The 24679-nt window shown below is 74.1% G+C and carries 26 protein-coding genes; 10 read left to right on the top strand and 16 right to left on the bottom strand.

Going from position 1 to position 24679, the window contains the following annotated elements:
- Positions 1–102 precede the first annotated feature (102 nt).
- Positions 103–876, top strand: coding sequence for a VOC family protein (locus tag ACFPL3_RS22575; RefSeq protein WP_379589622.1), 774 nt, complete (start codon positions 103–105; stop codon positions 874–876).
- 9 nt (positions 877–885) lie between these two features.
- Here the strand turns inward: ACFPL3_RS22575 and ACFPL3_RS22570 are convergent, their stop codons facing one another.
- Both ACFPL3_RS22570 and ACFPL3_RS22565 read right to left on the bottom strand, forming a co-directional pair.
- The gene (locus ACFPL3_RS22570; RefSeq protein WP_343942607.1) at positions 886–2955 is read right to left on the bottom strand and encodes an ATP-dependent Clp protease ATP-binding subunit; all 2070 of its coding nucleotides are present in this window, start codon (positions 2953–2955) and stop codon (positions 886–888) included.
- Positions 2956–3076: 121 nt separating this feature from the next.
- Positions 3077–4258, bottom strand: a complete 1182-nt coding sequence (locus ACFPL3_RS22565) for a Gfo/Idh/MocA family protein (protein ID WP_343942606.1) — start codon at positions 4256–4258, stop codon at positions 3077–3079.
- A 2-nt stretch (positions 4259–4260) separates the two neighbouring features.
- On the opposite strand from ACFPL3_RS22565, the gene ACFPL3_RS22560 reads away from it, so the two are divergent.
- Positions 4261–4437, top strand: a complete 177-nt coding sequence (locus ACFPL3_RS22560; RefSeq protein WP_379589621.1) for an SDR family oxidoreductase — start codon at positions 4261–4263, stop codon at positions 4435–4437.
- A gap of 91 nt (positions 4438–4528) precedes the next feature.
- Here the strand turns inward: ACFPL3_RS22560 and ACFPL3_RS22555 are convergent, their stop codons facing one another.
- Positions 4529–5131, bottom strand: a complete 603-nt coding sequence (locus tag ACFPL3_RS22555) for a superoxide dismutase (protein ID WP_343942613.1) — start codon at positions 5129–5131, stop codon at positions 4529–4531.
- A gap of 35 nt (positions 5132–5166) precedes the next feature.
- Between ACFPL3_RS22555 and ACFPL3_RS22550 the strand changes: the two genes are divergently transcribed.
- Positions 5167–5955 carry a DUF2306 domain-containing protein gene (locus ACFPL3_RS22550; protein ID WP_343942605.1) on the top strand — a complete coding sequence of 263 codons (789 nt, stop codon included), beginning with the start codon at positions 5167–5169 and terminating at the stop codon, positions 5953–5955.
- On the opposite strand, the gene ACFPL3_RS22545 is transcribed toward ACFPL3_RS22550, so the two are convergent.
- Both ACFPL3_RS22545 and ACFPL3_RS22540 read right to left on the bottom strand, forming a co-directional pair.
- The gene (locus ACFPL3_RS22545; protein ID WP_343942604.1) at positions 5879–6508 is read right to left on the bottom strand and encodes a VOC family protein; all 630 of its coding nucleotides are present in this window, start codon (positions 6506–6508) and stop codon (positions 5879–5881) included. The genes ACFPL3_RS22550 and ACFPL3_RS22545 overlap by 77 nt on opposite strands.
- Before the next feature lie 8 nt (positions 6509–6516).
- Positions 6517–7404 carry a LysR family transcriptional regulator gene (locus ACFPL3_RS22540; RefSeq protein WP_343942603.1) on the bottom strand — a complete coding sequence of 296 codons (888 nt, stop codon included), beginning with the start codon at positions 7402–7404 and terminating at the stop codon, positions 6517–6519.
- A gap of 103 nt (positions 7405–7507) precedes the next feature.
- Between ACFPL3_RS22540 and ACFPL3_RS22535 the strand changes: the two genes are divergently transcribed.
- Positions 7508–8812 (top strand): MFS transporter, encoded by a 1305-nt coding sequence (locus ACFPL3_RS22535; RefSeq protein WP_343942602.1) that lies wholly within the window; start codon positions 7508–7510, stop codon positions 8810–8812.
- A 581-nt stretch (positions 8813–9393) separates the two neighbouring features.
- Here ACFPL3_RS22535 and ACFPL3_RS22530 read toward each other — a convergent pair.
- The 5 genes from ACFPL3_RS22530 to tcuA all read right to left on the bottom strand — a co-directional run bounded on the left by ACFPL3_RS22530 (position 9394) and on the right by tcuA (position 13845).
- Complete coding sequence (locus ACFPL3_RS22530) at positions 9394–10368, bottom strand: acetylxylan esterase (RefSeq protein ID WP_343942601.1); 975 nt, start codon at positions 10366–10368, stop codon at positions 9394–9396.
- 52 nt (positions 10369–10420) lie between these two features.
- Positions 10421–10852, bottom strand: a complete 432-nt coding sequence (locus ACFPL3_RS22525; protein WP_343942600.1) for an STAS domain-containing protein — start codon at positions 10850–10852, stop codon at positions 10421–10423.
- Positions 10853–11093: 241 nt separating this feature from the next.
- Positions 11094–11597 (bottom strand): DoxX family protein, encoded by a 504-nt coding sequence (locus ACFPL3_RS22520; RefSeq protein WP_343942599.1) that lies wholly within the window; start codon positions 11595–11597, stop codon positions 11094–11096.
- A gap of 119 nt (positions 11598–11716) precedes the next feature.
- Positions 11717–12370 carry a GntR family transcriptional regulator gene (locus tag ACFPL3_RS22515; RefSeq protein WP_379589620.1) on the bottom strand — a complete coding sequence of 218 codons (654 nt, stop codon included), beginning with the start codon at positions 12368–12370 and terminating at the stop codon, positions 11717–11719.
- A 5-nt stretch (positions 12371–12375) separates the two neighbouring features.
- Complete coding sequence (gene tcuA / locus ACFPL3_RS22510; RefSeq protein WP_343942597.1) at positions 12376–13845, bottom strand: FAD-dependent tricarballylate dehydrogenase TcuA; 1470 nt, start codon at positions 13843–13845, stop codon at positions 12376–12378.
- Between the two features lie 84 nt (positions 13846–13929).
- Between tcuA and ACFPL3_RS22505 the strand changes: the two genes are divergently transcribed.
- From ACFPL3_RS22505 to ACFPL3_RS22490, 4 genes are read left to right on the top strand one after another with little or no spacing between them, the layout of a single operon-like run.
- A complete protein-coding gene (locus tag ACFPL3_RS22505) occupies positions 13930–14973 on the top strand; it encodes a Bug family tripartite tricarboxylate transporter substrate binding protein (RefSeq protein ID WP_343942596.1) in 1044 nt (347 codons plus the stop codon).
- Positions 14973–15455: a tripartite tricarboxylate transporter TctB family protein gene (locus tag ACFPL3_RS22500; RefSeq protein WP_343942595.1), complete on the top strand. Its 483-nt coding sequence runs from the start codon at positions 14973–14975 to the stop codon at positions 15453–15455. The genes ACFPL3_RS22505 and ACFPL3_RS22500 overlap by 1 nt, the downstream gene beginning before the upstream one ends.
- Positions 15455–16957, top strand: a complete 1503-nt coding sequence (locus ACFPL3_RS22495; protein ID WP_343942594.1) for a tripartite tricarboxylate transporter permease — start codon at positions 15455–15457, stop codon at positions 16955–16957. Before ACFPL3_RS22500 ends, ACFPL3_RS22495 begins: the two co-directional genes overlap by 1 nt.
- A 21-nt stretch (positions 16958–16978) precedes the next feature.
- The gene (locus ACFPL3_RS22490) at positions 16979–17515 is read left to right on the top strand and encodes a signal peptidase II (protein ID WP_343942593.1); all 537 of its coding nucleotides are present in this window, start codon (positions 16979–16981) and stop codon (positions 17513–17515) included.
- Here the strand turns inward: ACFPL3_RS22490 and ACFPL3_RS22485 are convergent.
- Positions 17469–18710, bottom strand: a complete 1242-nt coding sequence (locus ACFPL3_RS22485) for an MFS transporter (protein WP_343942592.1) — start codon at positions 18708–18710, stop codon at positions 17469–17471. The genes ACFPL3_RS22490 and ACFPL3_RS22485 overlap by 47 nt on opposite strands.
- Positions 18711–18748: 38 nt before the next feature.
- On the opposite strand from ACFPL3_RS22485, the gene ACFPL3_RS22480 reads away from it, so the two are divergent.
- Complete coding sequence (locus tag ACFPL3_RS22480) at positions 18749–19639, top strand: LysR family transcriptional regulator (protein WP_343942591.1); 891 nt, start codon at positions 18749–18751, stop codon at positions 19637–19639.
- Between the two features lie 18 nt (positions 19640–19657).
- Here the strand turns inward: ACFPL3_RS22480 and ACFPL3_RS22475 are convergent, their stop codons facing one another.
- Positions 19658–20296 carry a DUF1707 SHOCT-like domain-containing protein gene (locus ACFPL3_RS22475; RefSeq protein ID WP_343942590.1) on the bottom strand — a complete coding sequence of 213 codons (639 nt, stop codon included), beginning with the start codon at positions 20294–20296 and terminating at the stop codon, positions 19658–19660.
- 69 nt (positions 20297–20365) lie between these two features.
- Here ACFPL3_RS22475 and ACFPL3_RS22470 point away from each other — a divergent pair, with 69 nt between their 5' ends.
- Positions 20366–20800, top strand: coding sequence for a pyridoxamine 5'-phosphate oxidase family protein (locus tag ACFPL3_RS22470; protein WP_343942589.1), 435 nt, complete (start codon positions 20366–20368; stop codon positions 20798–20800).
- On the opposite strand, the gene ACFPL3_RS22465 is transcribed toward ACFPL3_RS22470, so the two are convergent.
- From ACFPL3_RS22465 to ACFPL3_RS22450, 4 genes are read right to left on the bottom strand one after another with little or no spacing between them, the layout of a single operon-like run.
- Positions 20781–21821, bottom strand: a complete 1041-nt coding sequence (locus ACFPL3_RS22465) for a FecCD family ABC transporter permease (protein ID WP_379589619.1) — start codon at positions 21819–21821, stop codon at positions 20781–20783. The two genes, ACFPL3_RS22470 and ACFPL3_RS22465, sit on opposite strands and share 20 nt — an antisense overlap.
- Positions 21818–22822: a FecCD family ABC transporter permease gene (locus ACFPL3_RS22460; RefSeq protein ID WP_379589618.1), complete on the bottom strand. Its 1005-nt coding sequence runs from the start codon at positions 22820–22822 to the stop codon at positions 21818–21820. The genes ACFPL3_RS22465 and ACFPL3_RS22460 overlap by 4 nt, the downstream gene beginning before the upstream one ends.
- The gene (locus ACFPL3_RS22455; protein WP_343942585.1) at positions 22819–23841 is read right to left on the bottom strand and encodes an ABC transporter substrate-binding protein; all 1023 of its coding nucleotides are present in this window, start codon (positions 23839–23841) and stop codon (positions 22819–22821) included. The genes ACFPL3_RS22460 and ACFPL3_RS22455 overlap by 4 nt, the downstream gene beginning before the upstream one ends.
- A 38-nt stretch (positions 23842–23879) precedes the next feature.
- Entirely contained in the window at positions 23880–24650 is a 771-nt protein-coding gene (locus ACFPL3_RS22450; RefSeq protein WP_343942584.1) for an IclR family transcriptional regulator, read from the bottom strand.
- Between the last annotated feature and the right edge of the window lie 29 nt (positions 24651–24679).

The following is a 24679-nucleotide window of genomic DNA, read 5'->3' as shown; positions in this document are numbered from 1 at the left end:
CGGTCTGAGCAAGAAAGAGATCATCCGCTGCCTCAAGCGCTACCTCGCCCGCGAGGTCTACGCCGCCCTCACCCACACCCGAAAAGATCTTGAACCAGCTGCTTGACGTCCATAGGAGCATCGGAACGGGCAGCCGCGCTGCTCGCGCCCGTGCTGCCCCGCACCCGCGGGGTGGCGGAGGCGGATCTCGCGGCCGTCGCGGCCCCGGACGGCACGCAGATCTTCTTCACCCGCACCGTGCCCGACGGCTGGCCCGCCGACTTCCTCCCCACCGGCCACGCGCCGGGCAGCGGCCCGCTGCGCGTCGACCACGTCGGGCTCACCCAGCCGTTCGACTCCTTCGACGAGGCGGCGCTGTTCTACCGGGAGGTGCTCGGGCTCGGCCCGGAGGCGGTCACCGAGATCCCCGCGCCGTACGGGCTGATCCGCGACCGGGCGGTGACCAACGCCGACCACTCGGTGCGCCTGACGGCCACGGCCTCGCTGCTGCGCCGCGGCGGGTGGGCCCCGGGCGTGCCGGCACCCCAGCACGTCGCGTTCGGCACCGACGACATCGTCGCCACCGCACGGGCGCTGCGCGACGCGGGCGCGCCGCTGGTGGCCGTGCCCGCCAACTACCACGACGACCTCGACGCCCGGTTCGACCTGGACCCCACGCGGCTCGCCGCGATCCGCGAGTTCGGGCTGTTCTACGACGAGGCGGGGACCGGCGCGTTCCTGCACCTGTACACCGAGGTGCTCGGCGGGCGGGTGTTCTTCGAGTTCGTGCAGCGGATCGGCGGCTACGACGGGTACGGGGCCGCCAACGCGCCGGTCCGGATGGCCGCCCAGCGGCGCGCCCGCCTCACCGAGGAGGTGGCCGCGGCCGGAGTGTGACCGGCGGAGTCAGCCCTTCTCCGCGCGTACCTCCAGCTCGCCGTCGCGCACGTCGACCACGACCCGGCCACCCGGGCCGAGCTCGCCGGCGATGATCAGCCGGGAGAGCGCGCGATCGACGTCGCGGGCGATCGTGCGCCGCAACGGCCGGGCCCCGAGGTCGGGCTGGTGGCCGCGCTCGGCGAGCAGGTCGACGGCGGCGGGCGTGACCTCCAGCGCGATGTCCTGCGCCCGCAGCCGCTCGGCGGTGCCCGTGAGCAGTAGTTCCGTGATGCGGCGCAGCTCGGCGCGGTCGAGGGCGGAGAAGAGCACGACGTCGTCGATCCGGTTCAGGAACTCCGGCCGGAAGTGCACGCGCGCCATCGCGAGCACCCCCTCACGCACCTGGTCGGTGAGCCGCCCGGTGGCCGCCAGCAGGCGGTCGGCCCCCAGGTTGCTCGTCATGATCACCACGGTGTGGGTGAAGTCGACGGTGCGCCCGTGGGAGTCGGTGAGCCGCCCGGCGTCGAGCACCTGCAGCAGCGTGTTGATGACCTCGGGGTTCGCCTTCTCGATCTCGTCGAGCAGGAGCACGGAGTAGCGGTTGCGGCGCACCGCCTCGGTGAGCTGGCCCGCGTCGTCGTACCCGATGTGCCCGGGCGGGGCGCCCACGAGCCGCATCGCGCTGCCGCGGTCGGCGTACTCGCTCATGTCGAAGCGCAGGAGCGCATCGACGCTGCCGAACAGGGCCTCGGCGAGGGCCCGCGCGAGCTCCGTCTTGCCCACCCCGGTGGGGCCGAGGAACAGGAACGAGCCCACCGGCCGGTCGGGGTGGGCCAGCCCCGCGCGCCCGGCCCGCACGGCGTCGGCGACCGTCTCCACGGCCTCGTCCTGCCCGACCACGCGCCGGTGCAGCAGCGCCTCCAGGTCCAGCAGGCGGCGGCGCTCGGCGCCCGTCAGCTCCGCCACCGGGATGCCGGTGCTGTCCGACACCACCCGCGCCACGTCGTCGGGCCCGATCGTGACGGTGTCCCCGCCGCCCTTGCGCAGGTCCGGGCCCAGCGCGGCCTCCGCGGCCTCGATCTCGCGGGTGAGCACGTGGGCGCGTTCGAAGTCCTCGGCGTCGACGGCCACCTCACGGGCCCGGCGCAGCTGCTCCAGCTCCTGCTCACCGGCTCTTGTGCCGGGGTTGTCGGCCGGTGCGCCGCCGCGGATGCGGGCCCGGGAGCTCGCGCGGTCGAGCAGGTCGATGGCCTTGTCCGGCAGGAACCGGTCGGGCACGTACCGGTCGGAGAGCTCCGCCGCGGCCACGAGCGCCTCGTCGGAGATCCGCACGCCGTGGTGCTCCTCGTAGCGCGACCGCAGGCCGCGCAGGATCGCCACCGTGGCCTCCACCGAGGGCTCCGCGATCGGCACCGGCTCGAAGCGGCGCTCAAGCGCGGCGTCCTTCTCGATGTGGCGGCGGTACTCCTTGAGCGTGGTGGCGCCGATCAGCTGCAGGTCGCCGCGGGCGAGCGCCGGCTTGAGCAGCGTGGCGGCGTCCATCGGGGCGCCCTCGGCCGACCCGGCCCCGATCACGGCGTGCAACTCGTCCAGGAACAGCACCACCGACCGCTCGGCGGCCACCACCTCGTCGATCACGCCGGTGAGCCGCTGCTCGAAGTCGCCGCGGTAGCGGGTGCCTGCCACCATCCCGCCCAGGTCGAGCGCCACCACCCGCACACCCTGCAACGACGCGGGCACCGACCCGTCGGCCACCCGCTGCGCGATGCCCTCCGCGATGGCGGTCTTCCCGACCCCCGGGTCGCCCACCAGTACCGGGTTGTTCTTCGTGCGCCGGGCCAGCACCTCGAGCACCTGGTCGATCTCGGCGTCGCGCCCGATCACCGGGTCCAGCTCGCCCCGGGCGGCCTCCGCGGTGAGGTCGCGCCCGAACCGGTCGAGCTTCGGCGTGCGGCCGCCCGTGGGCGTGCGCCGTCCCCCCGCGCCGCCCAGCGTGTCGCCGAGCGTGCTCTCGAGGTTGCCGATGAGCCGCTCGAAGAGGTCGTCGAAGGGCCCGGGGTTGGGGCCGGGGTTCGGTCCGGGTCGGTCCTGCGGCACGTCCACCTCCAGGGGTGTGCTCCACCTCCGATGGTCCTCCGTCCCGGCCGTTCGCGCCGCTCCGGTGTGCGGACCTCGCGCGCGACGGGCCGGATGATCGACGACTGGACCGGCGACGGCGTCACAGATCGATCCGCCGACCGGTCTCGGCCGAGCGGGTGATCGCGTCCAGCAGCCGGTGACGCCGCACCGCGTGGGCGAAGTCGGGCACCGTCCGCGGGCCCCCGCGGAGTGTGTGGCCGATCCCCGCGTAGGCGTGTACCAGCGAGTGGATGGGTGTCTGGGCGAGGTGGCGGTACGGGTCGTCCGGTCGGGTCAGTGTGGTGAGTGGCTCGCCGCGGCGTGCACCGCGCACGAGCACCGGGACCACGTGCGGATGGTCGGGGGCGGTGACCTCGAGGGTGCCGGCGGTGCCGTCGATGACCATCGAGAAGCTCGAGCCCGCAGCTGTCCCTCCGCGCTGGTGTGCGGAGAGGATCGCCCCGTTCGGCAGTCTCCCCGAGACCGCGATCTGGTCGTCCGCGGTCATCGGGACGAGCCGGTCGCCACCGCCGAGCCGAACGTGTGGATGGCGTACCGCCGTCGTCGCGACCACGTCCTGCAGGTCGCCGACGACCATCGACGCGGCGTCGATCGCGTGGCCGAACGCAATGCCCAGCATCGTCGCCCCGAGCGTCCGGTCCAGTGTGTAGAGCATCCGTTGCGCGACGGGCCCACCCCACTCGGTGACCGTCGAGGAGACGGTGGCCGACAGCACCTCGCCGACGTAGCCGTCGGACACGAGCCCGGCCAGCCATCGGAACGTCGGCGAGGACCGGCCTTGCAGCCCGACGAACGTCGGCACCGCGCGGGCTGCTGACGCGATCTCCTCCGCTTCACCGAGATCCACGGCCAGCGGCCACTCGCAGAAGACCGGTCGCCCGGCGGCCAGAGCGGGCAGCACCAGTTCGCGATGACGAGGTGTCTTCACGGTCACCACCACGAGATCGATGTCCTCGGCCTGCGCGAGCCGTTCCACGGACCGATACGCCGGGACACCGTGCACCTCGCTCGCGGCGCGAGCAGATGTCGTCGAGCCTCCGACCAGACCGCGCAGCTCGAAACCACCGGCCGCGCTGAGGGCCGGGACGTGTGCGCCGGCCCCCCATCCGCCCGTCGCGCTCAGCCCGACGATGCCGACACCGATCGTGCGCTCACGGGCGCCCACCCGTTGTCGAAGTCCGTCGAGTGCAGTCGTCCTGCTCACGACCAGAGGGTATATACGGAACGCTCGGTACGGAAATGTCGTGCTCAACTCGTCCATCCGTGCCGCCGACGGCTGGGCGGACTTCGGTCAAGGCCGAGCTCGCCGCGGCGGTTCCGATCGAACGCCTCGGCCGTCCGGAGGAGGTGGCCGCAGCGGTGGCTTTCCTCGCCTCGCCGGAGAGCAGCTTCGTCTACGGCGTCAACCTGGACGTCGACGGCGATGAGCGCCAGTTCTGAGCCGAGTTCGCGCGCGGCACGGAGTTCCTGACGTACCAACGGCACCCCCGTACCGCTCTATCGGACGAAGGTGCCGTTGGTGCGGAGCTGGTCAGGCGGTGCGGGCCTTCGCGAAGCGCTCGGCGGCGTCGGCCCAGTTGACGACGTTCCACCAGGCCTTGACGTAGTCGGGCTTGACGTTGCGGTACTGCAGGTAGAAGGCGTGCTCCCACATGTCGAGCATGACCAGGGGGATCTGGCCGGCGGGGAGGTTGGCCTGCTGGTCGTAGAGCTGGTGGATCAGCAGCCGCTGGCCGAGGGTGTCCCAGCCGAGGACGGCCCAGCCGGAGCCCTGGATGGTGGTGGCGGCGGCGGTGAAGTGGGCGCGGAAGGCGTCGAAGGAGCCGAAGTGCTCGTCGAGGGCGGCGGCGAGTTCGCCGGTGGGCTTGTCGCCGCCGTCGGGGGAGAGGTTGTTCCAGAAGATCGAGTGGTTGACGTGGCCGCCGAGGTTGAACGCGAGGGTCTTCTCGAGGCCGACGATGGCGGCGAAGTCGTTCTTCTCGCGGGCGGCGGCGAGCTTGTCGAGCACGTCGTTGGCCGCGTTGACGTAGGTCTGGTGGTGCTTGGAGTGGTGCAGCTCCATGATCTCGCCCGCGATGTGCGGGGCGAGGGCGCCGTAGTCGTAGGGCAGGTCGGGCAGCGAGTACGTCATGATCCGATCGTCGAACCTCCACCCGGGTTCAGCTCAAGATGACCATGGCGCAGGTCACCTACGCCCGGGGGAGTAGGCGCACCGCCCACCCCGAGCGGACGACAACGGGGCTGGCGCGGCCGACGATCGCAGGCATGGACACCGAGGTGCTGCGACCGCGCCGGATCTGGTTGATGCTGCTGGTCGCCGTGGTGGCGGGCGCGATCATGGTGGCGCCCTACGTGCTGCTGGACATCCGCTCCAGCCGGCTGGACGTCGACGGCGGGTGGCACTACGGCCTGCTGGTGGCGCACGTCTTCACCGCAGGCGTGGCGCTGGTGCTCGGCCCGCTGCAGTTCGTGCCCGCGATCCGGGCGCGGCGGCGGTGGCACCGCCGGATCGGGCGCACCTACCTGCTCGCGGGCGTGCTGCCCGCCGCGCTCACCGCGGTGCCGGTCGCACTCCTGTCGGGCCGGATCATCACCCAGGTCGGGCTCGTGATCCCGGCGGCCGGGTGGCTCATGACGGGATCGCTCGCCGTCCGCGCGATCCGCCGCGGGGACGTCACGGCCCATCGCGAGTGGATGACCCGCAACTACGCGCTGACCTTCCTCGCCGTCACCGCACGGATCCTCGTGCCGCTGATGCTGCTCACCGGCCTGGCCACCGGCGTCGTCGCGCCGGCAGGCGCTCAGGCGGCGGCCACATCGCTGATCCCGGTGGGCCAGGTGCTCGGCTGGGTGATCGACCTCGCCGTGGCGGAGGTGCTGATCAGGCGAGCTCGACGGTCCCGGTCGGCGTCGCGACCAGCGCGCGCAGCGCGGGGGCGGGCCCCGGCGCGACCGTGACGTCCGGTGCGCCGACGGCGGCGAGGCGGCGCCGCGTGCCCGCCGGATCGGGGTGCGCGGCCGTGAATTCCTCCAGCCGGGCCCCGCGGGCGGCGCTGCGACTGGGGTGCTCGGTGGCGCCCCACGCGATCAGGAATGGCACCACCTCGGGCACCGTGCCCGGGGGAGGGGTGAGCCGCCACTCCAGCCGCACGCCGTCACCGCGCAGGCGCGCCATGTCGCGGGCCGCACCCGGATCGACGCCGTGGGAGCGGGCGGCGGCCACGGCGGCGTCGATGTCGGCCACCCGCACCGCCCACGCCACCAACCGGGGCGCGCGCAGGCCGTCGATGCCGAACGGCCGCGGCTGCGTGGGCTCCGGCTGCTGCGGGTCGGGGCCGATCACCTCGAGGTAGGCGCCGTCGCCGAGATCGGCCAGCGCGTTGCGGGTACCGAGCCCGTCGTGGGCGCCGCCCGGGCTGGTGACGAGGCCGCGGCCGGCCAGGTCGGCCACGGTGGCGTCGAGGTCGGGGGTGGCGAGGACGAGGTGGTCGAGGGCGGGGTGGTCCAGCACGGGGCCGATCATGCCGGTCCGGAGGGGGTGGTGAGGCTCGTGGGGCCGCTGGCGAGCACGGCCGCGGCGAGCGCCTTCGTGGCCGGACGGTCCTCGGTGCGGGGGTTGGTGAGCAGCACGAGGTCGAGGTAGCCGAGCTCGGGCAGGCGGTGCTGCGGCCCGAGCGGGGTGAGCTGCACCGGCACGAGGCTGCTCGCGAGGGCCGAGATCCCGATCCCGGCCGCGACCGCCCCGATCAGACCGTTGACGCCCCGGCAGATGCAGGCGGGCCGGTAGGTGATGGTGGCCCGCTGCAGCGCGTTCTCCATCGCCGAGCGCGACAGGCTGGGGTTGGGGTAGACGACGAGCGGCAGCGGCTTGCTCGTGTCGAGCCGCGTGGAGGCCGTGCCCACCCAGACGAGCCGGTCGCGCTTCACCAGCTGTCCCCGCGGTTCGCCGCGCGGGCGCTTGCCGACGAACAGGTCGAGCCGGTCGTTCTCGAGCCTGCGGTGCAGGGAACCGCTCTGGTCGATCGACAGGTCGAGGTCGACGAGCGGGTTCTCGCGGCGGAAGTCGCGCAAGATGTGCGGCAGCCGGGTGAGCGCGAGGTCGTCGGACATCCCGATCCGCAGCCGTCCGTGCGGGCGTTCCTCGTTGAAGTAGTTCGCGGCCCGCTCGTGGGCGGCGAGGATCGACCGGGCGAAACCGATCATGGCCTCGCCGTCGGGGGTCAGGGCCACGGTGTGGGTGTCGCGGTGCACGAGCACACGTCCCGTGGCCTCCTCGAGCTTGCGGACGTGCTGGCTGACCGTGGGCTGGCGGATGCCGAGCCGCGCCGCTGCCTGGGTGAAGCTGCGGGTCTGGGCCACGGCGAGGAACGTCTGGAGCTGGGCGGGGTCGTAGATCGTCTGTGCCATTCTGCTCCGCAATAACAGTTAGTCGGCTGATCGGCGTTCACAATACGCCCCTGGCGCGGGACACTGAGATACGGATTTCTGCGGGCACTACGAAGGGTTATCCGTGACAACGGCTGCGGCCGACATACCCGTGAGCGGGACCACATCCACCTCCGATTCCACGCAGCGCCGCGGCAGCACATTCGCCGCCTTGCGCGTTCCCAACTTCCGGATCTACGTCAGCGCTCACGCGGTCGCCAGCACCGGCACGTGGATGCAGAACATCGCCCTGGAATGGCTCGTCCTCGAGCTCAGTGGCAGCCCCGCCGCGGTGGGAATCACGATGGCCTGCCAGTTCCTGCCGATGCTGTTGCTCGGCATGTACGGCGGCATGATCGCCGACCGCTACCCCAAGCGCGCCATCCTGATGATCACCCAGACCGCCAACGGTCTCCTGAGCGCCGCGCTCGCCGTGCTGACGATCAGCGGGCAGATCCGCGTCGAGCACGTCTACGCGTTCGCGCTCGCCGCCGGGCTCGTGTTCGTGGTCGACAACCCCACCCGCCAGATCTTCGTCAACGAGGTCGTGCCGCAGCGCTACGTGCGCAACGCCATCGCGCTGAACGCCGCGGTGTTCCAGACCAGCCGCCTCATCGGGCCCGCCGTGGCCGGCGTCATGATCGCCACCGTGGGCTCGGGGTGGGCGTTCGCCGCCAACGCGGCGTCCTACGCCGCCCCGATCATCGCCCTCACGCTCATCCGCAGCGCCGACCTGTTGCGCACACCCCCGGTGGAGCGGGCGCCCGGGCAGCTGCGCGACGCGCTGCGCTACGTCGCCGACCGCCCGCACGTCGCGTGGACGATCGTGCTCGTCGGCGTCTTCGGCACCTTCGGGCTCAAGTTCCCGGTGGTGCTCACGGCGATGGCCAACGAGACCTTCGCCGGCTCGTCCGTCGACGGGGCCCAGCTCTACGGGCTCTTCAACGTCGTCATCGCCGTCGGCTCGGTGGCGGGCGCCCTGATCGCGGGCGGTCGCACACACCCGCGGCTGCGTACCATCGTCCTCGCGGGCGCCGGGTTCGGCGCCGCCCAGTTCGCCGCCGCGCTCGCCCCCGGGCTGGGCGTCTTCCTCGCGGCCCTGGTGGTCATGGGCATGGTGAACCTGGCGTTCCAGGCCATGGCCAACTCGTCGGTGCAGTCCTGGGTCGGCGGCGACGTCCGCGGCCGCGTGATGAGCCTCTACATGCTCGCGTTCGTCGGTGGCACCCCGCTCGGCGGCCCGGTGATCGGGTGGATCACCGACGCCTTCGGCGCCCGCGTCGGCATGGCCGTGTGCGGGCTGGTGCCCCTGTTCGCCGCGGTCGCGGTGGCAGGCGTGCTGGCCCGGCACGCCCGCGCCCGCCGGGCGGCCGAGGTCGCGCCGGCCTGAGGCGCTAGTGGTGGTGTGTCGGCGCCGTGGCGGCGTTGCCTCGGTGGCTCGCGCGTCGGTTGTCGTGCTGGCACATCGGTTGCGTCGGTGTGTGAGCGCGGGTGGTGGTGTGTGAGCGCCGTGGCGGCGTCGCCTCGACGGCTCGCACACGACCATCGGTGCCGACACATCGGTTGCAGTCGATGTGTGGGCGCCAGTGGTGGTGTGTCGGCGCCTCCGCGCGGCGCCTCGGTGGCTCGCACATCGGTCGTCGTGCTGGCACATCGGTTGCAGTCGGTGTGTCGGCACGATTGGTGGTGTGCGGCGCTTCGGGGTGGCTGGCACCTCGGTCGGCGGCGCGACCGGTGAGGGCCACGTGGTGCTGCGGCCCTGGGCGTCGAGGCTCGGCGGCTCGCACACGACTATCGGTGCCGACACATCGGTTGCAGTCGGTGTGTGAGCCCCAGTGGTGGTGTGTGAGCGCCGTGTCGGCGGCGCCTCGGTGGCTCGCACATCGGTTGTCGTGCTGGCACATCGGTTGTAGTCGGTGTGTCGGTGCCACTGGTGGTGTGTGAGCGGTCCGCCGGTCGCGTCAGCGCGGGCTAGCGGCCGAGGAGCTTGTCCAGCCAGCGGATCTGGGCCTGCCGCTGGTAGGACTCGCCGCCCTCGTGGTCGTTGTAGCGGTAGACCTCGATGTCCTTCGTGGCGCCTGCGTAGTGGTTGTAGGCGGCGTAGACGGTGGAGGGCGGGCAGATCAGGTCCATCAGCGCCACCGAGAACAGGGCGGGTGCGCTCGCGCGGCGGGCGAAGTTGACGCCGTCGAAGTACGACAGGGTGCCCAGCACGTCGTCCACGCGCGGGCGGTGGACGGCGAGGTAGCGGGTGATCTCGGCGTACGGGTCCTTGTCGCAGACGTCGAGCGCGCGGGCGAAGTGGCACAGGAACGGGACGTCGGGCATGGCGGCGACGAGGTCGGGCACCAGCCCGGCGACGGCGAGGGTGATGCCGCCGCCCTGGCTGCCGCCCTGGGCGGCCACGCGGCCGGGGTCGACGCCGGGGAGGGTGCGCACGGCCTCGACCGCGCGGACGGCGTCGGTGAAGACGCGGCGGTAGAAGTAGGTGTCGGGGTGCTCGATCCCGCGGGTCATGAAGCCGGGGGTGGCGGGGCCGGATCCGTGCGGGTCGGCCGTGCGGCCACCGCCGCCCCAGCGGGCGCCCTGGCCGCGGGTGTCGACGAGCAGGTGGGCGTAGCCGGCGCTCGCCCAGCGCAGCGACTCGCCGGGCAGGTCGCGGCCGCCGTTGTAGCCGATGAACTCCACGACGGCGGGCAGGGGGCCGTCCTCGCCGCGCGGCACCGTGAACCACGCGCCGATGCGGTCGCCGCCGAACCCGGCGAAGGAGACGTCGCGGACCGTCACGGTGCGGTAGGGCGTGTCGACCTCCTCGACCCGGACGGCCAGGTCGTGGCCGCGCGCCTCGTTCAGCGTGCGGGCCCAGAAGGCGTCGAAATCGTCCGGCCGGGTGACGTCGGGGCGGTAGGCGACGAGTTCGTCAAGGGGAAGATCGGCTCGGGCCACGGAGCTCCTGTCCTCGAACGGGGGTACCGCGGTGACGATATCCCGCGCGTGATCAGAAACTCTGCAGAGCGCTGTCGAGGTCGGGGTACAGGGGCAGGATCTGCTGCAGGTTCATCGTCTCCCACGGCCGCACCACCGCGCTGTTATCGGGTGGTGCCACGAGGCGCAGCGGGGGGACCGGTGCCGACGGCCGGGGCCGGTAGCCCTCGCCCCCGGACGGCGCGGTGGTGCGCGTGGCGAGCTCGGCGAGCGTGCCCAGCCCCGACGAGCCGAGGAAGCTCACGGCGGTGAGGTCGACGACGACGCCGGTGAGGTCGGGCCAGTGCAGGGTCTCGTCCACGGTCTTCATCAGCTCGCGCGCGGTCAGCAGGTCCAGCTCACCGGTGACCGTCACCACGGCTGCCGAGCCGACGCGGGTGGCGTTCAGCGTCATGACGTCGGCGGTGTCGTCGGCGCGCTCGTCGGCAGGGTCGCTGTCGCTCATCCCGAGACCGTATCCGGCGCGCGGTCACGGCGGTGACGCAGTGCGTGACCGCGGCGCCGGATCCTCCGGCTACCTGTGGTGAGCGGTGGGCCGCCGGTGTAGCCCGTTCGGGCGGCCTATCGGGGCTTCGGTGTACGGGGACCACCAACCGGGGTAGGCGGTCCCGTGTGGATCTCGCTCGCCGTGCCGGTCGCCCTCATCCTGGCGACGCTGTTGCTGCAGCGACTCGAGGCCAAGCTCCTCAGTACGACCGCACCGGCCGAGCATCCTGATCCGAACGATCCCCGGCCGGTGCTGACCGCCGGGTCCCCCGCCCCGCCCGCATCCCCGCCACCACGGCGAGTGTTGCCGCGAGGAACAGCAGCTGCATGAGGGTGCGGGGGAGCAGCGGGGTGCCGGTGCCCTCCAGTGCGGCGTGGACGTTCGCGGGGAACATCACGACGAGCAGCGCGGCGAGCCCGCCCGCGGCCCACGGTGCCGTGCGGGTGATCAGGAGCCCGGCCGCGGCCGCGAGCTCGAGCACGCCGGTGATCGTGACGAGCAGGTCCGGCGCGGGTAGCCACGGCGGCACCATCGCGATGAGCTCCTGACGCATCCCCACGAAGTGCACGACCCCGGTGAGGGTGAACATCGCCGCCAGGCCGCCGCGGAGCGCCACCGGCCACGGCCGCAGGCCGCGCACACCGAGGGCGCCCGCGCCGAGCAGCACGGCCGTGACGGCGACGAGGGTGATCAAAGGTTCCACGACGGCCTCCAGGTCTTGTCAGTGGAAAGTTGCCACTGACAAGATGCCTGCCTCGCGCCGTCTTGTCAACGTAAAGACGGGCCGTGAGTGGATACGAGTGCTCCAGCACTCGTATCCACTCACGGGGTGGGCCTGGCCGCCGCCTCCCGCAGCAGCGTGAGCCGGATCTCCCGCGCGGTGCTCATGTGCGTCCCCGCGATCTCCCGGGCGGCCTGCTCGTCCCGGTCGCGCACGGCGGCGACGAGCCGGGCGTGCTCGTCGAGCGCGGCGGCCCACCGGCCCGGCACCGAGAGGGTGGAGCGCGGGGCGTGCACGAGGTGCAGGGTGAGGCGGTCGAGCAGGTCGATCAGCACCGCGTTGTGGGTGGCCTCGCGGATGGCGGCGTGGAACTCCAGGTTGGTGCGGATGCGGGTGGCGTCGTCCGGATCGGTGAGGGCGCGGTCGCGGGCGAGGAGCCCCTCCAGGCGCATGAGGTCGGCGTCGCCGCGGCTGCGCGCCGCCTGCCCGGCCGCCTCGGTCTCCAGCAGCACCCGCATGTCGTAGACCTGCACCACCTCGTGCGGCTCGATCGCCCGCACCTGCATGCCGCGGCCACCGGGCGCCAGCAGGCGGTCCTGCTGCAGGCGGCGCAGCGCCTCGCGCACCGGTGTGCGGGACACCCCGAACCGCTGCGCCAGCGCGATCTCGCGCAGCGGGGTGCCCGGCGGCAGGTCGCCGGAGAGGATCTGGTCGCGCAGGTCTCCGTAGACGGTCTGCGCGTCTGTCCCGGCCATGGTGCTCAGGCCAGCGACCCGGCGCGGCGCCCGAACACCGCGCCCGACGTGAGCCCGCTGCCGCCCGGGTAGTTGCCGCTGAAGAGCCCGCCCAGCATCTCCCCGCAGACGAACAGGCCGGGCAGCGGAGTGCCTTCGGCGTCGAGCACCCGGCTGGAGGTGTCGGCGCGCAGCCCGCCGAAGGTGAACGTGATCCCGCACGTCACCGGGAAGGCGTAGAACGGCGGCGTCTCGCACGGGATCGCCCAGTTCGACTTCGGGGGGTCGACGCGGGCGCTGCGCCCGTCCTTGACGGCCAGGTCGAGCGGCACATCGCGGTCGATCGACGCGTTGAACTCCTCCACCGTGCGGGTGAGCGCCGCGGCGTCGACACCCATCCCGGCGGCGAGCTCGGCGAGGGTGGAGCCGGTGACGACCGACGCGCCCGGCATGTCGTACTCCTCGGTGCGCAGCTGCGGGCGCGTGGTGGCGTCGAAGATCTGGAACGCGATCCCCCCGGGCTGGGCGAGGATGCGGGCGCCGTAGAGCGCGTAGGTGTAGTTGCGGAAGTCGGCGCCCTCGTCGAGGAACCGCTCGCCGCGGGAGTTGACCACGATTCCGAGGGGGTAGCCGCTGCGGGTGAGCTGGTTGGTGAGCTCGCGGTTGCCCTCGTTCTCGGCGTGCCAGGCGTCCCACGCCACGCTGTGGCAGCTGCCCCAGTCGCCGTACGGGACCGCGCCGGCGGCGAGGGCGGCGGTGAGCATGTCGCCGGTGTTGAGCGGGGTGCCGCGCACCTTCGCCAGCTCCCAGCCCGGGCCGAGGTGGCGCCTGCGCAGCTCCGCGTCGGCTTCGAAGCCGCCGGCCGCGAGCACCACGGACTTTGCGCGCACGGTGCCGGTGCGCCCGGCGGCGTCGCGCCAGGTGACGCAGGGTCCGTCGGTCAGCAGGTCGAGCACTCGGGTGCCGTAGCGGATCTCGATGCCCGCCTTCTCGGCCGCCTCGGTGTGCTGCTCGATCAGGCCCTTGCCGCCCCCGGTGCTGCCCACGGCGAGCCCGCCCCAGAACACCTGGCGGCCCTGCGCGTCGGGGTACGCCTGGCGCTCGTACATGAGCCGGTAGCGCAGCCCCTTGCCGTGCAACCACCGGATGGCGTCCTGGCTCTCGCCCACCAGCACCTCGGTGAGCGCGGGGTCGTTGCGCCCACCGGTGACCTTCGCCATGTCGGCGGAGAACTGCTCGGCGGGGTACGGGGGGAGCACGCTGACGCCGTGCCGCTCGTCGGGGTCGAGCAGGTCGGACAGCTCCTCGAGACCGTGGTGCGCGATCCGCACGGCCCCCGCGGTGAAGTAGCTGTTGCCGCCGGCGAGCCCGGCCTCGCCCTTCTCGAGCACCAGCACGCGCCGGCCCCGCTCGGCCGCCGCGTGGGCGGCGCTGAACCCCGCGTTGCCGCCGCCGACGACCACCACGTCGACGGAGGACTCGATCTCTTCCTGCACTCTCGGGCCTCCCACTTGTCCTCGACTGCACATCACTGTATACAACGGTCGACAAAGCAGTCGATCCAACCGACGGGGGAGCCGGTGGAGCAGGCACCCGGAACCACGCAGGAGCAGGCCCCACCCGCCCGGCCCGGCCGCAGCGGCGTGATCGCGCTGGTGGCGGCCGTGGCGGCCACGGCCGCGATCGTGCTCACCGCGCCCGCCGACGCCCAGGGCGGCGCGGTCGCCGACGTCCTCGGCGAGGAACAGCTGCGGATCATGGCCCCGGCCTCGCCCGGCGGCGGCTGGGACCAGACCTCGCGCGAGATGCAGGCGGCACTGCGCGAAGTGGTGGGGCGCACCGAGGTCTACAACGTCTCGGGTGCGGGCGGCACGATCGGGCTCAGCCAGTTCGTGCGCCACGAGGGCGACCCCGCGGAACTCATGACCACCGGGCTGATCATGGTCGGCGCGATCACGGCCAACGGGTCGCCGCACTCTCTCGCCGAGACCACCCCGCTCGTGCGCCTCACCACCGACTACCAGGTGGTCGTGGTCGGGGCCGACTCCCCGCTCGCCGACGTGCCGGGGCTCGTCGCGGCCATGCAGGCCGACATCGCGGCGGTGTCGATCTCAGGTGGGTCCGCGGGCGGCGCCGAGCAGATCATGGCCGGGCTGCTCGCCCAGGCGGTGGGCGCCGACCCGGCGAAGGTCAGCTACGTGGCCCACTCCGGCGGCGGCGAGGCGCTCACCACCGTGCTGTCCGGGCGGTCGACGATCGGGATCTTCGGGCTCTCCGAGATCCTCCCGCAGATCGAGGCGGGCACCGTGCGGGCGATCGCGGTGTCCGGCGCCGACCGCCTCCCGGCGCTGCCCGACACCCCGTCGCTGCGGGAGTCCGGGCTGGACGTCGTGGTCGAGAACTGGCGCGGGGTCGTCGCCCCCGCCGGGATCACCGACGAGGAGGAACGGGCCCTGGAGGACGTGCTCGTCCGGATGGCCCGCACCGACGCCTGGCGCGACGCGCTGGCCCGCCGCGGGTGGGGCGACGCGCTGCTCGCCGGGCCCGAGTTCGAGGAGTTCGTGCGGTCCGAGCAGGACCGGGTCTCGCGCGTGCTCGCCCAGATCGGGTTGGGGGGAAGCTGATGGCCGAGAGTTCACCGGCCGACCGGCACACCGTGCTCGCCACGGCGGCCTTCGGCGGGCTGCTGCTGGTCGCCGCCGTCCTCGTGATCGTCGACGCCGCGCGGCTGCCGGCCACCTCGGCGGTGGTCGGGCCTGCCGCCGTGCCGCTCCCGGTAGGGGTGGCGCTCGGCATGGTGGGCGCCGGGCTGCTGGTCCACGCCCGCCGCACGCTGCCCACCGCGGGCACGGGCACCCCGTGGCAGCCGCGCGCCGGGCTGCGGGTGCTGGGCCTCGTCGCGGCGCTCGTCGGGTTCGCGCTGCTGCTGCCGCTGCTGGGCTACGTGGTGAGCTCCACCGCGCTGTTCGTCGCCGCCGCACTGCTGCTCGGGGCGCCCCGCGACTGGCGGGTGGCGGCCTGGGGCTGGGCGCTGGCCGCCGCCGTGTTCCTCGTGTTCGACCGCCTGATCGGGCTCACCCTGCCCGCGGGCCCCTGGGGGTTCTAGTGGACGGCCTCACGCTCCTGCTGGAGGGATTCGCCTCCGCGCTCACCCTCGAGCACCTGCTGTGGGCCCTGCTCGGCGTCACGATCGGCACCGCGGTGGGCGTGCTGCCCGGGATCGGGCCCGCGCTCACGGTGGCGCTGCTGCTCCCGATCACGTTCCGCCTGGAGCCCCCCAGCGCGCTGATCATGTTCGCCGGCATCTACTACGGCGGCATGTACGGCGGGTCCACCACCTCGATCCTGCTCAACACGCCCGGCGAGAGCGCCTCCATGATCTCGGCGCTGGAGGGCAACAAGATGGCGCGGGCCGGCCGGGCCGCGGCCGCGCTCGCCACGGCGGCGCTGGGCAGCTTCGTGGCCGGCACGATCGGCACCGTCGCGCTGACGTTCCTCGCACCCGTGGTGGCCGACTTCGCCACCGGGTTCGGCCCGCCTGAGTACGTCGCGCTGATGGCCGTCGCGTTCGTCACGGTGAGCGCGCTGCTCGGCCCGAACCTGCTCAAGGGGTTCGCGAGCCTGCTGGTCGGCGTCACGATCGGGCTGATCGGGATCGACGCCCAGACCGGGCAGCCGCGGCTGACGTACGGCAGCGACGCGCTGCTGGACGGCATCGACGTGGTGATCGTGGTGGTGGCCCTGTTCGCGCTCGCCGAGGCGTTCGGGCACCTGCTCACCGGCACCGGGCACTCCACCGTGGAGCCGCTGCGCGGCCCGGCCGTGCTGTCGCGCTCGGACTTCCGCCGGTCCTGGCCGGCCTGGCTGCGAGGCACCGCGCTGGGGTTCCCGATCGGGAGCCTGCCCGCGGGCGGCGCCGAGGTGCCCACGTTCCTGTCCTACGCGGTGGAGAAGCGGCTCACGCGCCACCCCGAGGAGTTCGGGCGCGGGGCGATCGAGGGCGTCGCCGGGCCGGAGTCGGCGAACAACGCGGCGGCGGCCGGCGTGCTCGTGCCCCTGCTGACCATCGGGCTGCCGACCTCGGCCACGGCCGCGGTGATCCTCACCGCGTTCCAGTCCTACGGGCTGCAGCCGGGCCCGCAGCTGTTCACCGAGTCCGGGCCGCTGGTCTGGACGCTCATCGCGAGCCTGTACGTCGGCAACGTGATGCTGCTGGTTCTGAACCTGCCGCTGGTGCGGATCTGGGCCCGGCTGCTCACGATCCCGGCCTACGGCGTCTACGCCGGCGTGCTGGTCTTCGCCACGCTCGGGGCGTTCGCGGCCGGCGGCACCACCGCCGACCTGCTGGTGCTGTGCGGGCTGGGGCTGCTCGGGCTGCTCATGCGCGCCGCGGAGGTGCCGGTGGCGCCCGCCGTGGTGGGGCTGATCCTCGGCCCGCTCGCCGAGCAGCAGCTGCGCCGCGCCCTCACCCTGTCCGAGGGCGACCCGGCGATCCTGCTGTCCTCGCCCATCACGGTGTTCCTGTGGGTCGTCGTGGCGCTCGCGCTGGTGATCCCGCTCCTGCTGCCCGTGGCCCGCCGCCGACGCGGGGTGCTCACCCGGTCGTGAGGGCCGTGGAAGTATCGGGGGATGGACCAGCAGGCGCCCGCGCGCACGCAGCACTGGACGCGCTCGGCGCCGTGGATCACGGCCGGGATCGCGGCCGTGGTGCTCGTGCTCGACCAGAGCTCCAAGCTGTGGGCCACCAGCACCCTGCGCGCGGGCGAGCGCACCCCGCTGATCGGCGACGCGCTGGGCATCAAGCTGATCTACAACCCGGGGGCCGCGTTCTCGATCGGCACCGGTGCCACCTGGATCTTCACCCTCGTCGCCGCGGGGGCGGTGGTGGCGGGTGGCTGGTACGCCTGGCAGGTGCGGTCGCGCCCCTGGGCGGTCTGCCTGGGCTTCCTGCTCGGCGGCGCGGTCACCCACCTGCTCGACCGCCTGCTGCGCGCGCCATCGTTCGCCCAGGGGCACGTCGTCGACTTCATCGCCTACTTCGACTGGTTCGTCGGCAACGTCGCCGACATCGCGCTCTTCGCGGGCGGCGTGCTGCTGCTCGTGCTGTCGTGGATGGGGTTCACGCTGCGCCCCGAGCCCGATCGGCCCGCCGAGCAGGCGGAGTAGGCACGCGGCCCACGGCGGCCACCCCGAGCGCGCCGAGCGCCAGCACCGCGGCCCAGCCGAGCACCGCCGGTGCGCCGAGCCCGTCCACCACGAGCCCGCCGCTCACGGCGCCGAGCGCGATGGCGCCGTTGAAGACACCGGCGAGGAGCGACGACGCGGTCTCGCGGGCCTGCGGCGCGGCGGCGGCCATCCAGTTCTGCGCCGACACCGAGACCCCGCCGTAGGCCACTCCCCAGACGAGCAGCGCGATCGCGGCGCCCGGCCCGGAGGGCGCCAGCGCGAGCAGCAGCACCGCCGCGGCGAGCAGCACCGCGAGCGCCTGCACCGTGCGGTGCACCGAGCGCACCGCCGCCGCGCCCGCCAGGAAGTTGCCCGCCACCCCGGCCACCCCGTACGCCAGCAGCAGGGCACCGATCAGCGCGGCTCCCGCGTCGCCGTGCTCCAGGACGGGCCGGACGTAGGTGTAGGCGCCGAAGTGCCCCGTGACGAGCAGCACCACCACGGTGAGGCCGGTGGCCACGCGCGGGTCGCGCACGAGTGCGGCCACGCCCCGCAGCCCCGTCGCGCGCTCGGCGGGCAGCGCGGGGAGCACCCCGGCCATGGCGAGCGCCACCCCCGCCGACTGGGCCGCGACCACCACGAACGCCGCCCGCCAGCCCGCGAGCTCACCGAGGAACGTGCCCGCGGGAACGCCCAGCACCGACGCCACCGCGATCCCGCTGAAGATCGTGGCCGTGGCGCGCCCCACCGCGGCGGCGGGCACCAGCCGCACGGCGATCCCCGCCGCGATCGCCCACACCCCGCCCATCGCGACGCCCACCAGCACCCGGGCGCCGACCAGCACGGCGAAGACGGGGGACCACGCGGCGAGCAGGTTCGCGAGCGCGAGCAGCCCCATGAGCGCCACCAGCACCCGGCGGCGGTCCGCGCGTCCCAGCACGGGCACCACGAGCGGCGCCGACACCGCGGCCACCAGCCCGGTGATCGTCAGCGTCTGCCCGGCGGCGCCCTCGCTCACCGCGAGCGCCGAGGCGATCGGGGTGAGCAACCCGACCGGCATCATCTCCGCCGTGACGACGGTGAAGATCCCCGCCGCCACCACCAGCACGGCCGGCCACCCGGTCGTGCGCACCGTCTGCGTCATGATCTCCAGCTCAGCGCGGGTGGCGCGGCGGAACAACGACGGAACGCTCACGTTCCCATGAGTCGGACTCATCGATCGGGAGGTGGACCGTGGCCGGGCTGGAGATCCGCGAGCTCGAGTGCTTCCTTGTCCTCGCCGAGGAGCTGCACTTCGGGCGGACGGGGGAGCGGCTGTTCGTCACGCAGAGCCGCGTCAGCCAGCTGATCGGCGCGCTGGAGCGCCGCGTCGGCGCCCGCCTGGTGAGCCGCACCAGCCGCCGCGTCCGGCTCACCCCGCTCGGCGTGCGGCTGCGCGACGCGCTCGCACCCGCGTACGACGCGCTGTGCGCGGCCGTGGACGACGCGCGCGACGCGGCCCGCACCGTGGCGGGTGATCTGCGCGTCGGGTTCCAGGGCACCGCCGACGACCGGCTGCTGGCCGCCGTCACCGCCTTCCAGGACCGCCACGCCGGCAGCCGCGTGGAGATCACCGAGATCGCGTTCTCGGACCCGTTCGGGCCGGTGCAGCGCGGGGAGGTGGACGCGGCGGTGGTGCTGCTGCCCGTCGAGGAGGAGGAGCTCGTGCTGGGGCCGGTGTTCTCCCGCCAGCCGCAGCGCCTCGCGGTCTCCACCCGGCACCCGCTCGCGCGTCGCGGCGAGGTCGCGGCCGAGGAGCTCGCCGGCGTGCCGCTGATCTGCGCGGCCGAACCCGCGGGGGAGTACTGGCGGCGCGCCCACGCGCCCACCGCCACACCCGGTGGGCAGCCCATCCCGCGCGGTCCGGCCGTCAGCACCCTGCAGGAGGGCGTCTGGATGATCGCCGCGGGCCGCGGTGGGATGCTGCTCTGCGCACCGACCGCCGCCCACCACCGCCGCCGCGACGTGGTGGACGTCCCCGTGACCGGCCTGCCGGACACGTCGCTGGGTCTCGTGTGGCACCGCGACCACGAGAACGCCCGCATCCGCGCGTTCGCCGAGGTCGTGGCCGCGACCGTGCCCTGAGCCCCGGAACCGGGTGCCCTACCGCCGCCACCAGCGCGACCGGCGCGGCGACCGGATCTCCACCTCGGCGGCCCGCAGCCGCCCGCGCAACCGGAACAGCGGGCCCGCGGGCGTGTCCGGGCGGCTGCGCAGGCGGTTCTCGACGCTGGACAGCGTGGCCTGCAGCTCGCCCTGCTCCACCCGGGCGCCCGCGGGCAAGCGCAGCGTCACCTCGCCCGCCACCACCTCCAGCTCGACGGCGACCACCTCGTGGGGGATCACCGCCTCGGTGAAGTCGAGGTCGGCGGAGCCGAGGGTGATGCGCACGACCAGGTGGGCGGGCACGTCCCAGCTGCCCTTGCGGCTCACCGAGCCGAGCATGCTGCGGATCTCGTCGCCGCCGCCCGTGTCCACCACCGGCGCCACCGGCCGCGGGGCCGGGGGCCGCGCCGGCATCGGGACCTGCGCGGGGCGGTCCGGGTGGGTCAGGCCGGGCAGGTCGAGCAGCACGACGTTCAGCTCGGCCCGGGTGCGGGCGGCGAGGGCGGTGTCGACGCGGCGGGTGAACTCGTCGAGGTCGAGCAGCCCGGAGCCGGTGGCCCGCTCCAGCAGCCCCACGACGTGCTCCCGCTCGGCGTCCGAGACACGCAGGTGGTGGGCGGCGGGAGTGTCGGGCACGCACTCACCGTAGCCGTGCGGAATGGCAGCCGTCCGGCACGCGTTGGCGGGCGTGATCGAGGAGGTCGAATGGCACGCACGACGAGCGCAGCGGAACTCACCGCGACCGATCGGGAATTCCTGGCCACACCGAGGCTGGGCTACCTGACCGTGGCGGGCGGCACCGGTATCCCGGAGCCGCGGCCGGTGTGGTTCGGGATCACCGACGACGGCGAGGTGGAGCTGTTCTCGCTGGCCGGCTCGCCGAAGGTGCGGCGGTTGCGCGCCGACCCGCGGGCCTCGCTCGTGGCGGGCAATGTCGTGGGCGAGGAGGAGTACTGGGTGGCCGTCAGCGGCGGTGTCACCCTCGAGGCCGAGGGCGGCCGCGAGCTCGCCAGCCGCCTCGGGGCGCGCTACTGGGATCTCGACGACCCGGAGAAGGCCGCGGCGCTGGACGGCATGCTGGCGGCTGATCTGGTCCGCATCGTGATCCGGCCCGAGCGCGTCAGCCGCTACGCGGGCTGACGCCGGCCCGGTTCGCGCGCACGAGGAGCCAGAGCAGCACCGGGGCGCCGACGGCGGCCGTCAGCACGCCGGCGGGCAGCTCGTCGGGGCTGAACAGGCGCCGTGCCACGAGGTCGGCCGCCGCCACGACGAGCGCGCCGACCCCGGCCGCGGGCAGCAGCCCGGACGGCCGGACGCCGAGCACGCGGCGGACGATCTGCGGTGCAACCAGCGCGACGAACGCGACCGGGCCCGCGGCGGCCGTGGCGAGCGCGGTGAGACCCACCGCGGTGGCCACGAGCGCGGCGCGGGCCTGGCCGATCCGGCCGTCGAGGGTGCGCGCGGTCTCGTCGCCGAGCTCCAGCAGCCGCAGGTGGCGGGTGAGCAGCAGCACCACCGGCGCGCCGAGGGCCAGCCCGGTGGCCACGGTGAGCACGTCCGGCCACGAGCGGCCGGCGAGGTCGCCCACCAGCCAGGTGGCGGCCTGCTTCGCCGCGTACCGGTCGGAGCGGGTGAGCAGGAACGACGCCGCGGCGTTCGCGAGCGCGGTGACCCCGATGCCGACCAGCACCAGCCGGTGGCCCGCGAACCCGCCGCGCGCGGCGATCGCGTGGACCGTCGCGGCGGTGACGGCGGACCCGGCCAGCGCACCCGCGACCACCGCCGTCGCGCCTGCCCCGACCACGACGATCATCACCACGGCACCGGCCGACGCACCGGACGCGATCCCGATCACGTCCGGGCTGACGAGCGGGTTGCGCGCGATGCGCTGCAGCACCGTGCCCGCCAGCCCGAGCGAGGCGCCCACCAGCAGCGCGACCACCGCGCGGGGCAGCCGGTTGCGGACCACGACGTCGTAGCTGAGCAGGGTGCCGTGGCCGGTGAGCGTGTCGAGGACGGCCGGCAGCGGCAGCGGGTAGTCGCCGACGGCCACCGCGGCGAGCCCCACCACGAGAGCGGCCGTCCACACGCCCGCTCCGAGCAGGACGGATGCCGGCTCCACCCGCACCGAGACCCGCCCGGCCCGCAGCGTCGCGGTCACAGCTGGGCCACCCGGCGCCTGCGCACCAGGTACAGGAAGACCGGTGCGCCCAGCACCGCCGCGGTGACGCCGACCTGCACCTCCTCGGGCCGCAGCACCACCCGGCCCACGACGTCGGCGAGCAGCAGCACCGCCGCGCCGAGCAGGGCCGAGAGCGGCAGCACGCGCAGGTGCGCCGGTCCGTTGAGCATCCGCGCGACGTGCGGCACCACCAGCCCGACGAACCCGACCGGGCCCGCCACCGCGGTGGCCGTGCCGGCGAGCACCACGACCGCCGCGACCGCCAGTCCGCGCAGCAGGGCGGGCCGGGCGCCGATGCCGCGCGCCGTGTCGTCACCCAGCGCGGCGGCGTCCAGCGGGCGGGCCAGCGCGAGCGCGAGCACCGTGCCCGCCGCGACGAACGGCACGGCCTGGGACACGGTGGCGAGATCGGCCCGCGTCAGCGAGCCGACCAGCCAGAACCGGAACCGTTCGAACACGTCGTGGTCGCGCAGCACCACGCCCGCGGTGAGGGAGAACAGCAGGGCCGACACCGCCGCCCCGGCCATCGCGATCTTCACCGGCGTGGCGCCGCCGGGGCCGGCCGCGGCGATCGCCAGCACGGCCGCGAGCGCGAGCGCGGCACCGGCGAAGCAGAACCACACGTAGCCCCCGAGCGACCCGACGCCTGCCACGGCGATCACGATCACCGCGGCGAACGCGGCACCGGCGTTGACGCCGAGCACCCCGGGGCCCGCGAGGGGGTTGCGGGTCAGCCCCTGCGCCACCGCGCCCGCCAGCCCGAGCCCGGCGCCCGCGAGCAGTCCCGCCGCGGTGCGGGGCACCCGCAGGTGCAGGACCACGGCGTCGGCCGGGCTCCCGGAGGGGGCCGTGACCGCCGCGGCGACGTCGGCGGGGGTGATCGGCTGGATGCCGACCAGCAGCGAGAGCCCGGCGGCGACCGTGACCACGACGCCCGCCCCGCCCAGCACACCCAGCTGCCGGCCCACCCCGGTGATCACCGCCGGTCGGTGTGCACGAGGGAGGCGACGAGCTCGGCGGCGTGCGGTACCCGCACCCCGGCGGCCCGGTCGGCGAACAGGAACCCGTGCACGCGGCCCTCGCGCACGGCGCGCAGCCCGGCGAAGGCCGGGTGCGTGCGGATGCGCTGCGCGTCCGGTTCGGCGTCGGCGAGCGTGTAGGCGCCGTCGCAGCACGTGCTGGTGAGGATCACATCGGGGTCGCGGGCGATGATCTCCTCCGCGCCGACCGGGATGTTGCGCCTGCTGCGCAGGTCGGCGAAGGCGTTGTCGGCGCCGGCGACGTCCAGGATCCGCGTGACGAAGTCGGATCCGCCCGCCACCCGGAACGTGCCGTCGTCCTCGGGGCTCACCACCGCGACCCGCGGGCGGGGCGCACCCGCCACCCGCTGCTGCACGGCGGCGATGCGGGCCTGCATGTCCGCGACGACCCGCTCGGCGCGGTCCTCGACGCCGAGGAGCAGGCCCAGGTCCTGCACGTCGGCGTAGACGTTCTCGACGGTGACCGACGCCGGGTCGATCGCCTCGTCCGACGCCCCGTCCGCGCTCGGGCACAACGGGCTGAAGATCCAGGACTGCACGCCGAGCTCGCGCAGGCTCGCGCGGGTGCCGATCGACTCCGACCCGGTGGTCGCGAACACGTCGTTGAACCCGGACAGCACGAAGTCCGGGTTCGTGGCCAGCAGCGCCTCCCGGCTGGGCAGCTCGGGCAGGTAGTCCGTGCCGGCCTGGGCGGCGGCGTACTCGGGCAGCACCTGCGCGTCGAGGAACGCGGTGCCGACGACGCGGTCGGCCACGCCCAGCGCGTGCGCCATCTCGATCGCGGGCTGGTAGGCGGCGTAGATGCGCTGCGGCGGGCCGGCCACGGTGACGTCGATCCCGCAGTTGCGCACGGTGGTGCCGGCGGCGGGGACGCCGGCCCGCGGCGGGCCCCCGCACGCGGCGAGGAGCGAGGCGGCGGCGACCGCCGTGGCGATGCGGAGCAGGGGTGAGCGCGGCATGCCGCCAACTATGGCTCATCTGAACAGTTCTTCAGGAGTCAGGTGGCGGCGTCCTGCGTGAGGTGGTGACCGAGCTGGGCCGACAGCCCGCACAGCTCGCCGACCAGCACCTGCGCGAGCCGCGTGATCCCGTGCTCGGTGATGCGCGTGGTGGGCCCGGACACCGAGACGGCGGCGACCACGGCCCCGTCGACGCCCCGCACGGGAGCGGCCACGGCGCCGAGGCCCACCTCGAGCTCGTCCAGCGACACCGCCCAGCCGCGCTCGCGCACCTCGGCGAGGACGCGCTCCAGCTCCGCCCGGTCGGCCGGGGCCTGCGGGGTGGGCCGCTCCAGCTCCCCGGGCGGCAGCGGCAGCGCGTCGAAGGCGTAGAGCACCTTGCCCAGCGCGGTGCAGTGCGCAGGCACGTCGACGCCCACCCAGTTCGTGGACCCCAGCAGGTAGCGGCTGTCGATCTGCGCGATCTGCACGACCTCCCGCCCGCGCGGCACGCTCAGGTTCACGGTCTCCTCGGTGCGCTCCCCGATGCGCCGCAGCGTGGGCCGCGCCAGCTCGACGAGGTCGTACAGCGCGTTCGGCCGGGCCGCGTAGATCGAGAACAGGGCGCCGGGGCGGAACGCGCCGTTGCGGTCGCGCTGTACGAGCCTGCTGCGTTCGAGCGCGTGCAGCAGCCGCGAGGTGGTGGACTTCGCGAGCCCCAGCTCGGCCACCAGCGAGGTGAACGTGCGCGGAGTGCCGGACTCCACCACGAGCGCGAGCAGCGCGCTCGCGCGGTCCACGGCCTGGCTGCCCAAGGGTCGAGTCGCCATCGCAGGGTCCGTTCCGCGAGCGGGTTTCA

The sequence above is a fragment of the Pseudonocardia zijingensis genome (genome assembly GCF_042657305.1).
Classification (GTDB): Bacteria; Actinomycetota; Actinomycetes; order Mycobacteriales; family Pseudonocardiaceae; genus Pseudonocardia; species Pseudonocardia zijingensis.
The sequence above is the reverse complement of the archived record's forward strand: the minus strand, read 5'-3'. Positions and strand labels throughout refer to the sequence as shown.

Coding starts and splice junctions, on each gene's coding strand:
- ACFPL3_RS22540 (WP_343942603.1), bottom strand. CDS start 7,404: ATGGCACAGACGATCTACGACCCCGCCCAGCTCCAGACGTTCCTCGCC.
- ACFPL3_RS22455 (WP_343942585.1), bottom strand. CDS start 23,841: ATGCCGCGCTCACCCCTGCTCCGCATCGCCACGGCGGTCGCCGCCGCC.
- ACFPL3_RS22500 (WP_343942595.1), top strand. CDS start 14,973: ATGGCCGAGAGTTCACCGGCCGACCGGCACACCGTGCTCGCCACGGCG.
- ACFPL3_RS22515 (WP_379589620.1), bottom strand. CDS start 12,370: ATGGCCGGGACAGACGCGCAGACCGTCTACGGAGACCTGCGCGACCAG.
- ACFPL3_RS22525 (WP_343942600.1), bottom strand. CDS start 10,852: ATGAGCGACAGCGACCCTGCCGACGAGCGCGCCGACGACACCGCCGAC.
- ACFPL3_RS22550 (WP_343942605.1), top strand. CDS start 5,167: ATGACCATGGCGCAGGTCACCTACGCCCGGGGGAGTAGGCGCACCGCC.
- ACFPL3_RS22565 (WP_343942606.1), bottom strand. CDS start 4,258: ATGGACGAGTTGAGCACGACATTTCCGTACCGAGCGTTCCGTATATAC.
- ACFPL3_RS22490 (WP_343942593.1), top strand. CDS start 16,979: ATGGACCAGCAGGCGCCCGCGCGCACGCAGCACTGGACGCGCTCGGCG.
- ACFPL3_RS22470 (WP_343942589.1), top strand. CDS start 20,366: ATGGCACGCACGACGAGCGCAGCGGAACTCACCGCGACCGATCGGGAA.
- ACFPL3_RS22450 (WP_343942584.1), bottom strand. CDS start 24,650: ATGGCGACTCGACCCTTGGGCAGCCAGGCCGTGGACCGCGCGAGCGCG.